Source organism: Buttiauxella sp. WJP83, assembly GCF_027594725.1.
Lineage (GTDB): Bacteria > Pseudomonadota > Gammaproteobacteria > Enterobacterales > Enterobacteriaceae > Buttiauxella > Buttiauxella selenatireducens.
In genome coordinates, this window is the sequence record NZ_CP110080.1 from 677,011 (window position 1) to 689,788 (window position 12,778).

The 12,778-nt window shown below is 52.1% G+C and carries 9 protein-coding genes; 7 read left to right on the plus strand and 2 right to left on the minus strand.

Features of this window, described 5'->3' with window-relative positions; all coding sequences use genetic code 11:
• On the minus strand, nucleotides 1–1,749 hold the full coding sequence (locus OH773_RS03235; RefSeq protein WP_270142970.1) for a class I mannose-6-phosphate isomerase: 1,749 nt from the start codon (nucleotides 1,747–1,749) through the stop codon (nucleotides 1–3).
• A 198-nt stretch (nucleotides 1,750–1,947) separates the two neighbouring features.
• On the opposite strand from OH773_RS03235, the gene OH773_RS03240 reads away from it, so the two are divergent.
• The 6 genes from OH773_RS03240 to kefC all read left to right on the plus strand — a co-directional run bounded on the left by OH773_RS03240 (nucleotide 1,948) and on the right by kefC (nucleotide 11,359).
• The gene (locus OH773_RS03240; RefSeq protein ID WP_270142972.1) at nucleotides 1,948–2,958 is read left to right on the plus strand and encodes a LacI family DNA-binding transcriptional regulator; all 1,011 of its coding nucleotides are present in this window, start codon (nucleotides 1,948–1,950) and stop codon (nucleotides 2,956–2,958) included.
• A 215-nt stretch (nucleotides 2,959–3,173) separates the two neighbouring features.
• Nucleotides 3,174–3,995 carry a 4-hydroxy-tetrahydrodipicolinate reductase gene (dapB, locus tag OH773_RS03245; protein WP_270142974.1) on the plus strand — a complete coding sequence of 274 codons (822 nt, stop codon included), beginning with the start codon at nucleotides 3,174–3,176 and terminating at the stop codon, nucleotides 3,993–3,995.
• 467 nt (nucleotides 3,996–4,462) lie between these two features.
• On the plus strand, nucleotides 4,463–5,611 hold the full coding sequence (gene carA, locus OH773_RS03250) for a glutamine-hydrolyzing carbamoyl-phosphate synthase small subunit (RefSeq protein ID WP_270142976.1): 1,149 nt from the start codon (nucleotides 4,463–4,465) through the stop codon (nucleotides 5,609–5,611).
• Nucleotides 5,612–5,626: 15 nt separating this feature from the next.
• A complete protein-coding gene (gene carB / locus OH773_RS03255; RefSeq protein WP_183270635.1) occupies nucleotides 5,627–8,851 on the plus strand; it encodes a carbamoyl-phosphate synthase large subunit in 3,225 nt (1,074 codons plus the stop codon).
• A 128-nt stretch (nucleotides 8,852–8,979) separates the two neighbouring features.
• A complete protein-coding gene (gene kefF, locus OH773_RS03260; protein WP_183270634.1) occupies nucleotides 8,980–9,510 on the plus strand; it encodes a glutathione-regulated potassium-efflux system oxidoreductase KefF in 531 nt (176 codons plus the stop codon).
• Complete coding sequence (gene kefC, locus OH773_RS03265) at nucleotides 9,503–11,359, plus strand: glutathione-regulated potassium-efflux system protein KefC (RefSeq protein WP_270142980.1); 1,857 nt, start codon at nucleotides 9,503–9,505, stop codon at nucleotides 11,357–11,359. The genes kefF and kefC overlap by 8 nt, the downstream gene beginning before the upstream one ends.
• 33 nt (nucleotides 11,360–11,392) lie before the next feature.
• Here kefC and OH773_RS03270 read toward each other — a convergent pair whose 3' ends face one another.
• Nucleotides 11,393–12,007, minus strand: coding sequence for a LysE family transporter (locus OH773_RS03270; protein WP_270142982.1), 615 nt, complete (start codon nucleotides 12,005–12,007; stop codon nucleotides 11,393–11,395).
• Between the two features lie 271 nt (nucleotides 12,008–12,278).
• Here OH773_RS03270 and folA point away from each other — a divergent pair, with 271 nt between their 5' ends.
• Entirely contained in the window at nucleotides 12,279–12,758 is a 480-nt protein-coding gene (folA, locus tag OH773_RS03275; protein ID WP_183270631.1) for a type 3 dihydrofolate reductase, read from the plus strand.
• Nucleotides 12,759–12,778: the final 20 nt, after the last annotated feature.

Below are 12,778 nucleotides of genomic sequence, written 5' to 3' on the forward strand. Positions count from 1 at the left end.
TTATCCCCTTACCCAGGCTTTCATGGTGGCGAGTTGTTGATGAGCACCGTGACCGTACGGTGAAATTCGGTATTCCCCAACGGCTGCGGGAATGATGAAGGTTTCGGCGTAGTGCACGACAAACGGTTCGAATGCGCCGCTTGGGCTGTCAACCAGCGCTTCGTCACCTTCTACCAGGTTCAGCACGTTGACCCCGCCGTTGGTATGGTGCGTTACGGGCTGAGTAAACCAGTGGCGACGTGTTTCTATAAACTCCCGTTCATGCAGGCCGGTACGTTCTTCGCGCCAGCCGTCGCCTTCGGCAATCGGCTCGAAATGGTTCACCAGGTGCTCGGTCACCCATTGGGTATCACGTTGCCAGTCAATGACTTGCGCGCCATGTTCCAGATGCACCGGACGCGGCAGACCATCGAGACCTAATCGGCCCCAGTCCCATAATTTAAAGGTGAAAATGTACGGCGTGGCGCTGATTTCCAGCACCATCGCGCCCGATCCTGAACAGTGCACGGTGCCCGCAGGGATCAGGAAATGATCGTGTTTACGGGCCGGGAAGCGGTTAACGAACTTCTCATCATCAAACGCTTTTTCTCCACGCTGTGCGGCGGCAAGGTCATCGAGCATTTCTTGCGGATCGATGCCCGTTTTAGTCCCGAGGTAAACTTCCGCACCCGGTTCCGCTTCCAACAGGTAGTAGCTTTCATCTTGCGTGTAGTGCATCCCGAAATGCTGCTGGATGTACTCCGTTATCGGATGCACCTGGAAACTTAAATTCTGCCCGCCGATGGTATCGAGGAAATCGAAACGGATCGGGAATTCCGCACCAAATCGGGCATGAACGCGCTCACCAAGCAGCGGGCGAGGGTAAAGCAACACCAGATCCTGAGAGGGGATCTCGATCCGCACATCACCAAAACGCAGTAACAGGCTGTTCTCCTCGGGCACACAGTCAAAACACCATGCGTAATTTGGCTTTGAGGGATCGAGATTGAATTTGTCTTTCATCCATTGGCCGCCCCAGACTCCTGGGTCGAAGAAGGGCACCACGCGGAAAGGCTGTTGCGTGGTTTGTTGCAGGCCGTGGCGTAGCGCTTCACCACTGACCATGGCGGGTTGTTCAGGGTTGTTGGTATCGAGCAGGAAATCTGCCCGTTTTAGCAACGGGGTTTTATGGCGGTCAAACACGCGCCACTCAATGAAAAAGGCACGTTTATAGCGGCGCAGAATATCTTCATCACAATTATCTACGCCCCAGTTGCCCAATTCACCCCGACGAAAACGCTGTTGGATTTCCCAGCGCGCAAGATCGGCATAGACCAGCATGTCACCCTGGTGGATCAATGCAGCCCCTGGGCCGTAAATCACGACCAGACCGTTGTTGACTTCAGCAACCTGCTGCTGGGCGTGGGCCAGTTTTTCCGGGCAGAAAAATTCGGGTAGTTCGTGGCAGGAAAGCACGCCGAAGACGCGGTCATCGGTCAGGTTATACGCCAGCAAGTCATGCAGATGTTGCTCGCTCAACCGCGCTGATCCTGCGTTGATAACCAGATCCGGATGCAACTGCGTAATGAGTTGTGAATGCAGTTCGTCAAGTTGAACACCGGGGTAGCAGTCAATGACTAGCACGGTTTTTTCGGTGCGCGTGAGTTGCTTATCAAGCATGTGCTTGATAGCTGACCAGCCCTGAGTTGCCTGATGGTCAAACCCTGAAACCCTGACTTCGGGATACTTATCGTATGATGCCGGATGCATAATATTCTCCCTGTTTCTGATAGATTAAGATTAATCGATTAACCCATTTTGAACAGTGTGGTAAACGCGATTAACCCACCACTTTTAGCAATAGATTGCGAATAATTGAGTTATCTGTGATGGCTTTCACATGGCAGAGAGTAATTTTTTGGTTATTCGATTAATCTATTGGGAAATGCTTAATTGTAAGGAGTGTCGATGAGCACCGTTACCCTTGCCCAGGTTGCAAAACAGGCGGAAGTTTCAACCGCGACCGTTTCGATGGTGTTGCGTAATCGAGGCCGAATATCTGACGCCACCCGAAGTCGCGTACTCAAAGCCCTGGACGATCTGGGTTATGTTTACAACCAGACGGCTGCGAATCTACGCAATCGCACCAGCAACCAGGTCGGATTATTACTGCACGACATCACCAACCCGTTTTATGGCGAAATGACTGCCGGGCTGAGTCAGGAAATGGAGCGCCACGACTTGCTGCTGTTCCTCGCCAATAGCGAGGAATCGGGTGAACGCCAGCAAAAGTTTGTCGATTCTCTGATGCGTAACAACGCCTGCGGAATGGTGTTGTGCGCGGCAAGAGAGACGCCGCCGCTGTTTTTCGAAACTCTGAAGCGGCGGAACATTCCGGCGATTATGGTGGTGCGCCCAATGGACGACGTTGATTTCGATTTCGTCGGCACTGACAACTTTTTGGGTACGCAACTGGCGACACAGCATTTGCTGCGTCTGGGCCACCGGCATATCGCATTTATCGGCGGCAGTGAAAACTCCATCAGCCGCGCCCAGCGTATTGGGGGCTACAGCAGTAAATTGCTGGAACATCGTATCCAACCGAAAAGCGAATGGGTTGTTTCATCGCTCGCCAGCCAAAGTGACGGCGCGCGGGTGGCTGAAGAGTTGTTTAGCCGTTATCCGGAAATCACAGCGGCAGTCTGTTATCAGGATATTGTGGCGCTGGGTGTGATGCAGACGCTACGGAAAATGGGCCGCCAGCCAGGTGTGGATTTTGCGCTGATAGGATTCGACGACATCACCGAAGCGTCTCTGGTACAGCCTGCACTGACGACGGTTTCCGTCGCGGCCAAAGAGATTGGACGCAAAGCGGGGGAGTTATTGTATAGGCGAATTCAGGGCAACGACGAACCGCCAAAACGGATAATCCTTCCGCCTACGTTGGTGGTAAGGGAGTCGTGCGGGTTTGCAAAATGACTGACTTAAAACCCTTTGATTGTCAGGTGATTCATAGGTTTTACTGATAACTTTAGCCGTTTGTCATTAATTTCTTATTATCGGTGTTTTCGAGTGGCGAGGCTGCTTTGGGCTAGTTAACCTGAGTATACCCGACAGGCTTCGAGACGCTGGTGCATAGGTTGCAATCGAGTTATTTGGGTACACGAATGTTTATTAAAGAAAAGAGAGTGAATATGGATGAGTCACAAGTCCGTGTAGCAATCGCGGGTGCGGGTGGTCGCATGGGGCGACAATTGATTCAGGCCGCAATACTGATGGATGGCGTCAAACTGGGTGCTGCGCTTGAGCGTCCGGGTTCATCCTTAGTAGGAAGTGACGCTGGTGAACTAGCAGGCGTTGCCAAAACAGGCGTCATTGTCAGCGACAGCTTGGATGCGGTCGTGAAGGATTTCGATGTGTTTATCGATTTCACTCGTCCTGAAGGCACATTGAATCATCTGGCTTTTTGCCGCCAACACGGCAAAGGGATGGTTATTGGTACCACTGGTTTTGATGATGCGGGCAAGCAGGCGATTACGGATGCCTCAGCTGACGTCCCCATTGTCTTTGCGGCAAACTTTAGCGTGGGTGTGAACGTGATGCTCAAGCTGTTAGAAAAAGCGGCCAAAGTGATGGGGGATTATACCGACATCGAGATCATCGAAGCCCATCATCGCCACAAAGTGGATGCGCCGTCAGGCACCGCGTTGGCAATGGGTGAAGCCATTGCACATGCGATGGACAAAGATTTGAAAGAGTGTGCGGTTTACTCCCGTGAAGGGTACACCGGCGAGCGCGTTCCAGGCACTATTGGTTTTGCTACGGTGCGTGCGGGCGACATTATTGGTGAACATACGGCGATGTTTGCGGACATCGGCGAGCGCATTGAAATCACGCATAAAGCTTCAAGTCGCATGACTTTTGCAAATGGCGCAGTTAGATCTGCTTCATGGCTGAAATCAATGAAAAATGGTCTTTATGATATGCGTGATGTGCTGGATCTGAATAGTTTGTAAATCTTATTACCCATCGTGATGTGGTTATTTCAATCATAAAGTATTGATTGATAGGGCAATATTTTATTGCCCTTTTTATTTTGTAATTTTATTGGTGTATTTCATCGTTATAGCCATCTAACCTTCATTAAATGCGTTCTTCCTGTCTATTTTTGCTGTCTCATGATTAATTTTGACCATTTGGTCCACTTTTCACCCCGGAAATCGTTAGTTTCCTATTCATCCAGGTCCGCAACCGTTTACGCGCTATAAGTTAGTTGTTGATTTCATCGGTCAATTCCACTTTTTCCACTCAGAGTGGCAAAAAACACATAAAAAGTTGCGCTTGTGGTAGACTTTTCCCCGGTCTCTCACTAGAATGCCGCCGTTTGTCAAAAATCCAAATGACAGGCTGTTTTGCATTGATTCAGGAAATGGTTTTGAATTAATATGCAAATAAATTGACTGTTTATTCCCTGGAGGGCGTTTTGATTAAGTCAGCAATATTGGTTCTGGAAGACGGAACCCAATTCCACGGTCGGGCCATTGGGGCATCGGGGTCGGCAGTGGGGGAAGTCGTTTTCAACACTTCTATGACCGGTTATCAAGAAATCCTCACTGATCCTTCCTATTCCCGCCAAATCGTCACTCTTACTTATCCTCATATCGGCAATGTCGGCACCAATGCTGCTGACGAAGAATCCTCCCAGGTACATGCGCAAGGCCTCGTTATCCGTGACCTACCACTGATTGCCAGCAACTACCGCAATACCGAAGACCTTTCTTCCTACCTCAAGCGCCATAACATTGTGGCCATCGCCGATATCGATACCCGTAAGTTGACCCGTATTCTGCGCGAGAAAGGTGCACAGAACGGCTGCATCATCGCCGGAGATAACTTAGACGCGGCATTGGCGCTGGAAAAAGCGAAAGCATTCCCAGGCCTCAACGGTATGGATCTGGCGAAAGAAGTGACCACGAAGGAATCTTACGCCTGGCAACAGGGGAGTTGGACGCTGGAAGGCGAATTGCCTGAAGCGGCTAAAGAAGAAGATTTGCCATTCCATGTTGTCGCTTACGATTACGGCGTGAAACGCAACATTCTGCGTATGTTGGTTGACCGCGGCTGCCGTCTGACGGTGGTTCCGGCACAAACGTCCGCTGAAGATGTGCTGAAGTTAAATCCAGACGGCATCTTCCTGTCTAATGGTCCTGGTGACCCGGCACCATGCGATTACGCCATCAGCGCAATTAAATCTTTCCTAGAAACCGACGTACCGGTGTTCGGTATTTGTCTGGGCCACCAGTTACTGGCTCTGGCGAGCGGTGCGAAAACCGTGAAGATGAAGTTTGGTCACCACGGCGGCAACCACCCGGTTAAAGACCTCGACCGTGATTGCGTGATGATTACCGCTCAGAACCACGGTTTTGCGGTAGACGAAGCCACGCTGCCAGCGAATCTGCGCGTGACCCACAAGTCATTGTTCGATGGCACGCTGCAAGGTATTCATCGCACAGATAAAGCCGCATTCAGCTTCCAGGGGCACCCAGAAGCAAGCCCTGGCCCGCACGATGCGGCGCCGCTGTTTGACCACTTTATCGAATTAATTAAGCACTACCGTCAGTCTGCGAAATAATCAGGAGCTAAGAAAATGCCAAAACGTACAGATATAAAAAGCATCCTGATCCTCGGCGCAGGCCCCATTGTTATCGGCCAGGCGTGTGAGTTCGACTATTCCGGTGCGCAGGCGTGTAAAGCGCTGCGTGAAGAGGGTTACCGTGTTGTTCTGGTGAACTCCAACCCGGCGACCATCATGACCGACCCAGAAATGGCGGATGCGACCTACATCGAGCCGATTCACTGGGAAGTGGTTCGCAAAATCATTGAGAAAGAGCGCCCGGACGCTGTGCTGCCAACCATGGGCGGCCAGACCGCACTGAACTGTGCGCTGGAACTGGAACGTCAGGGCGTGCTGGCTGAGTTTGGCGTCACCATGATTGGTGCGACCGCCGACGCCATTGATAAAGCCGAAGACCGTCGCCGTTTCGACGTGGCAATGAAAAAAATTGGCCTCGATACTGCGCGCTCCGGCATTGCTCACAACATGGAAGAAGCGCTGGCTGTTGCGGCTGACGTGGGTTATCCGTGCATCATCCGTCCTTCATTCACCATGGGTGGCACCGGCGGCGGTATCGCTTACAACCGTGAAGAGTTCGAAGAGATCTGCGAGCGTGGTCTGGATCTTTCCCCAACCAAAGAGCTGCTGATTGACGAATCGCTGATCGGTTGGAAAGAGTACGAGATGGAAGTGGTGCGTGATAAAAACGACAACTGCATCATCGTTTGCTCTATCGAAAACCTTGACCCGATGGGCATCCACACGGGTGACTCCATCACCGTGGCACCGGCTCAAACACTGACCGACAAAGAGTACCAAATCATGCGTAACGCCTCGATGGCGGTACTGCGTGAAATCGGCGTGGAAACCGGTGGTTCTAACGTACAGTTCTCGGTTAACCCGAAAACGGGCCGTCTGATTGTTATCGAGATGAACCCGCGCGTGTCACGTTCTTCCGCGCTGGCATCCAAAGCTACCGGCTTCCCGATTGCGAAAGTGGCGGCCAAACTGGCTGTCGGTTACACCCTCGATGAACTGATGAACGACATCACAGGTGGTAAAACGCCAGCTTCGTTCGAACCGTCCATCGACTACGTTGTGACTAAAATTCCACGCTTTAACTTCGAGAAATTCGTTGGTGCGAACGACCGTCTGACCACCCAGATGAAATCTGTCGGTGAAGTGATGGCGATTGGCCGCACACAACAGGAATCACTGCAAAAAGCGCTGCGCGGCCTGGAAGTGGGCGCGACCGGTTTTGACCCGAAAGTGAATCTGGATGACCCGGAAGCCCTGACCAAAATCCGCCGCGAGCTGAAAGACGCCGGTGCCGAGCGTATCTGGTACGTGGCCGACGCATTCCGTGCAGGTCTGTCTGTTGATGGCGTATTCAACCTGACCAATATTGACCGCTGGTTCCTGGTACAGATTGAAGAGTTGGTTCGTCTGGAAGAGAAAGTGCAAGAAGTCGGTATCACCGGTCTGGACCACGACTTCCTGCGCATGCTTAAGCGTAAAGGCTTTGCCGATGCGCGTCTGGCAAAACTGGCAGGTGTTCGCGAATCTGAAATCCGTAAACTGCGCGAACAATACAAACTGCATCCGGTTTATAAGCGCGTTGATACCTGTGCTGCGGAATTCTCAACCGACACCGCGTACATGTACTCAACGTATGAAGATGAGTGCGAAGCGAACCCGAACAACGACCGTGACAAAATCATGGTACTGGGTGGTGGCCCGAACCGTATCGGACAGGGTATCGAGTTTGACTACTGCTGCGTACACGCCTCTCTGGCGCTGCGCGAAGATGGTTATGAAACCATCATGGTTAACTGCAACCCAGAAACCGTTTCTACCGACTACGACACGTCTGACCGTCTGTACTTCGAGCCAGTGACCTTCGAAGATGTGCTGGAAATCGTGCGTGTTGAGAAACCTAAAGGCGTTATCGTGCAGTACGGCGGCCAGACCCCGCTGAAACTGGCGCGTGAACTGGAAGCCGCAGGCGTACCGATTATCGGCACCAGCCCTGACGCTATCGACCGTGCTGAAGACCGCGAACGTTTCCAGCACGCTGTTGACCGCCTGAAGCTGAAACAGCCAGCCAACGCCACGGTAACCACCATCGAAATGGCCGTCGAAAAAGCGGCGCAGATTGGTTATCCGCTGGTGGTTCGCCCATCCTACGTACTGGGTGGACGCGCAATGGAAATCGTCTACGACGAAGTCGATTTACGTCGCTACTTCCAGACTGCGGTTAGCGTGTCTAACGACGCGCCAGTGCTGCTGGACCGCTTCCTCGACGACGCGGTAGAAGTGGATGTCGATGCCATCTGCGACGGTGAAACCGTGCTGATTGGCGGCATCATGGAGCACATCGAGCAGGCGGGCGTTCACTCTGGTGACTCTGCATGTTCTTTGCCAGCTTATACCCTGAGCCAGGAAATCCAGGACGTGATGCGCCAGCAGGTGCAGAAACTGGCTTTCGAATTGCAGGTTCGCGGTTTGATGAACGTGCAGTTTGCGGTGAAAGATAACGAAGTCTACCTGATTGAAGTGAACCCGCGTGCTGCGCGTACCGTACCGTTTGTTTCCAAAGCAACCGGCATGGCGTTGGCGAAAGTGGCCGCGCGCGTGATGGTAGGGCAAACGCTGGTTCAGCAGGGCATGACCAAAGAAATCATCCCGCCTTACTACTCCGTGAAAGAAGTGGTACTGCCGTTCAACAAATTCCCGGGCGTTGACCCACTGTTAGGGCCAGAAATGCGCTCCACCGGTGAAGTCATGGGTGTTGGCCGTACCTTCGCTGAAGCATTCTCGAAAGCGATGCTGGGTAGCCAGTCTACAATGCGTAAACCAGGTCGTGCGCTGCTGTCGGTTCGTGAAGGCGATAAAAAACGCGTGGTGGATCTGGCAGCCAAACTGCTGAAACAGGGCTTTGAGCTGGATGCGACTCACGGCACTGCGGTTGTGCTGGGTGAAGCGGGTATCAACCCACGTCTGGTGAACAAGGTGCATGAAGGTCGTCCGCACATTCAGGACCGTATCAAGAATGGCGAATATACCTACATCATCAACACCACCGCGGGCCGTCAGGCGATTGAGGATTCCAAGCTCATCCGTCGCAGTGCGCTGCAATATAAAGTGCATTACGACACCACGCTGAACGGCGGCTTTGCCACCGCGATGGCGCTGAATTCCGATGCAACTGAAAAAGTCATTTCAGTTCAGGAAATGCACGCGCAGATTACTAAGTAATCTTCGGGTTGTTTAGTTTAATAAGGCTCACTTCGGTGAGCCTTTTTTTGTTATGTAGATCACACATGTAGGCTGGATATCGTTAAGCGACTACACTGTGATGATTACGCATATGGACAAGCAACCCTATGATTCTGATTATTTATGCACATCCGTACCCGCATCACTCCCATGCAAACCGAAAAATGATAGAGCAGGCTTCACTTTTGCCCGATGTAGAAGTGCGCTCTCTTTACGCTTTATATCCTGATTTCAATATTGATATTGCTGCTGAACAAGAGGCATTGAGCCGCGCCGATCTGGTTATCTGGCAGCATCCAATGCAGTGGTACAGTACGCCGCCATTGATGAAATTGTGGATTGATAAGGTGCTTTCTCACGGCTGGGCGTATGGCCACGGTGGTACGGCATTACACGGTAAAAACGTGATGTGGGCTGTCACCACGGGTGGCGGTGATAACCATTTCGAACTGGGTGACCATCCAGGTTTTGACGTCCTCGGCCAACCATTACAAGCCACCGCGTTGTATTGCGGTATGAACTGGTTGCCGCATTTCACTATCCATTACACCTTTGTTTGCGACGAAAACACCCTCGAGGTTCAGGCTGAAATGTACAAGCAACGCTTGCTCGACTGGAAGGAGGCGAATCATGGATAGCCACAGCATGATTCAGGCGCTGATTTATCTCGGCTCCGCGGCAATCATTGTGCCGATTGCGGTGCGTCTTGGGTTGGGGTCGGTGCTCGGCTACCTGATTGCAGGCTGCATTATCGGCCCGTGGGGGTTGCGGTTAGTGACCGATGCCGAAACTATTCTGCACTTTGCGGAGATAGGCGTGGTGTTGATGCTATTCGTCATCGGTCTGGAGCTGGACCCGCAACGCTTATGGACCCTGCGTGTGTCGGTATTTGGCGGTGGCATGTTGCAAATGGTGGCGTGTGGGTTGCTGCTCGGCTTGTTCTGCATGTTCCTCGGGTTACGCTGGCAAGTGGCGGTCTTAATCGGCCTGACGCTGGCGCTCTCTTCCACCGCCATCGCCATGCAGGCGATGAATGAGCGCAACCTGACGGTTTCGCAAATGGGGCGCAGTGCATTTGCGGTACTGCTGTTTCAGGATATCGCCGCCATTCCGCTGGTCGCCATGATCCCCTTACTAGCCAGCAGTGGCACAACCACGACCTTTGCCGCGTTTTCGATTTCCGCCCTTAAAGTGGTGGGGGCACTGGCGATAGTCATATTGTTAGGTCGCTATGTTACGCGCCCATTACTGCGGTTTGTGGCGCGATCTGGCCTGCGGGAAGTATTCAGCGCCATGGCGTTGTTTATGGTGTTCGGCTTTGGCTTATTGCTCGAGGAAGCCGGGCTTTCCATGGCGATGGGCGCGTTCCTGGCGGGGGTTTTACTGGCAAGTTCTGAGTATCGCCATGCGCTGGAAAGCGATATTGAACCCTTCAAAGGATTGCTGCTGGGGCTGTTTTTCATCGGCGTGGGGATGTCGATAGATTTTGGTACGCTGCTGGATAACCCGTTACGCATCATCGTGCTGCTGTTCGGTTTCCTGGCAATTAAAACTGTTACGCTTTGGACCGTGGCAAAAACCCTTAACGTACCGCGTAAACAGCGTCGTTGGTTTGCCGTTCTGCTGGGGCAGGGAAGTGAGTTTGCCTTCGTCATTTTTGGTACAGCCAGAATGGCAGAGGTGCTGGACGACAGCTGGGCAAAATCGCTCACGCTTGCCGTCGCACTCTCTATGGCGGCAACGCCACTTCTGTTGGTATTGCTTAATCGTCTGGAAAAATCAGGCAAAGAGCAGGCGAGGGAAGCCGATGAAATCGATGAAGAACAACCGCGCGTGATCGTTGCCGGTTTCGGGCGCTTTGGGCAAATCGCTGGGCGCTTGCTACTGACTAGCGGAGTGAAAATGGTGGTTCTCGATCACGATCCAGACCATATCGAAACGCTGCGTAAATTTGGTACCAAGGTGTTTTATGGTGATGCAACCCGTGTGGATTTACTTGAATCTGCAGGTGCGGCAAAAGCCGAAGTGCTGATCAACGCCATCGACGATCCAGATGCCAATATGCAGTTAGCCGAACTGGTGCAGGAGCATTTCCCGCATCTGAAAGTGATTGCCCGCGCACGCGATCTCGACCACTTTATTCGACTTCGTCAGTTGGGGATCGACCAACCTGAGCGTGAGACATTTGAAGGGGCGTTGAAAGTGGGGCGCAGAGCGCTCGAAGGGCTGGGTGTAGGGAGTTACGAGGCACGGGAACGAGCTGACCATTTCCGCCGATTCAATATGCAAATGGTGGAAGAGATGGTGCCAGCTCCAGACTGGTCAGCACGTGCTGATGTTCTCAAGCGCACCAGCGCTATGCTTACTGATGTGATTAACGAAGACCGCGCGCATCTCAATGTGATTCAGCGCCATGGCTGGCAAGGAACGGAAGAGGGCGTTCATTCAGGGAAATTGGCGGATGAGCCACCTGTAAAACCTGAATAGTGATTTTGGGCGGGGTTTAAACCGCCCATAAACTCAGCTCAAAGCCACTTTAATTCCTAGCGCTATCAGCATCCCACCCAGCAACTTATCGACAATCTTCTGTGCTTTCGCCAGACCCCGGCGAACCGGTTCGCTCTGAATCAGCACCACTAAAAGTGGCCACCAGACAACGGACAGAACCAGAATCACCCCCGCGTACCAGAGTTTTTCCATGGTGCCGGAATTGATGCTTAACACCTGGGTGAATACCGAAAGGAAGAACAGTGTCGCTTTTGGATTCAGCAGGTTGCATAAATAACCTTGCAGGAAGGCTTTTTTAAGCGTGGTTTGCTGGCGTTCAACATTACTGACATCCATTTTACTGCTGCCGCGAGCGAGCAGAGCGTGGATGCCAATCCAGATCAGATACACTGCACCGGCGTATTTCAGCAAACCGAATAACCAGGGCGTCGTAGTGATAAGTACGGCCAGGCCTGCCACACAATACGCCATATGGGTCGCCACACCGCTAATCACCCCAATGGAGGTCATCATCGCCGCCGCACGCGGGTAACGGGCTGCATTTTTAATGACCAGGAAGAAATCGGGGCCAGGAGAAAGCATCCCCAGAGTGGCAATGGTGGCGGCAAAAAGTGTGGTTTCCAACATGGGATTGTCCGGCAAAGAGGGATATAGGTGAACTATACCGCAGCTATTACATTGACTCATAGTCGGTGGCGATACGTAGTTAAGAATTTTTTACGTTACTTCTGGCACTTTTACGCTAACTCATTGTTCCTGCTCTATCAGGAAGCAATACGTTACGGGTTTACAGTCGCAGAACAAAAAAATTCTTACAGACAGGCGTGCGGACAGTCGACGAAAGAATATGCTTTCCGTATAGTGGCGGCAAATTTTTCACCATCCTTGGGTTAATAGAATGATCAGTCTGATTGCTGCATTAGCGGTAGATCGTGTAATTGGCATGGAAAACGCCATGCCCTGGGACTTGCCTGCCGATCTGGCCTGGTTTAAACGTAATACACTGAATAAACCTGTGGTTATGGGGCGTTTGACCTGGGAATCTATCGGTCGACCGCTGCCTGGACGCAAGAATATCGTCATTAGCAGCAATCCTGGCGCCGATGACCGCGTTCAGTGGGTATCGTCTGTAGAAGATGCCATTAAGGCTTGTGGCGACGCAGAAGAGATTATGGTGATTGGTGGCGGGCGTGTTTACGAACAGTTCCTGCCAAAAGCACAGCGTCTGTATCTGACGCACATCGACGCAGAAGTGGAAGGCGACACGCACTTCCCGGATTACGAACCGGATGAGTGGCAGTCTACTTTCAGTGAATTCCACGACGCAGATGAAAGTAACTCACACAGTTACTGTTTCGAAGTGCTGGAACGTCGTTAAGTAAAAGTAAAAAGCCCGGT

Coding starts and splice junctions, on each gene's coding strand:
- OH773_RS03235 (WP_270142970.1), bottom strand. CDS start 1,749: ATGCATCCGGCATCATACGATAAGTATCCCGAAGTCAGGGTTTCAGGG.
- OH773_RS03240 (WP_270142972.1), top strand. CDS start 1,948: ATGAGCACCGTTACCCTTGCCCAGGTTGCAAAACAGGCGGAAGTTTCA.
- dapB (WP_270142974.1), top strand. CDS start 3,174: ATGGATGAGTCACAAGTCCGTGTAGCAATCGCGGGTGCGGGTGGTCGC.
- carB (WP_183270635.1), top strand. CDS start 5,627: ATGCCAAAACGTACAGATATAAAAAGCATCCTGATCCTCGGCGCAGGC.
- kefF (WP_183270634.1), top strand. CDS start 8,980: ATGATTCTGATTATTTATGCACATCCGTACCCGCATCACTCCCATGCA.
- kefC (WP_270142980.1), top strand. CDS start 9,503: ATGGATAGCCACAGCATGATTCAGGCGCTGATTTATCTCGGCTCCGCG.
- OH773_RS03270 (WP_270142982.1), bottom strand. CDS start 12,007: ATGTTGGAAACCACACTTTTTGCCGCCACCATTGCCACTCTGGGGATG.
- folA (WP_183270631.1), top strand. CDS start 12,279: ATGATCAGTCTGATTGCTGCATTAGCGGTAGATCGTGTAATTGGCATG.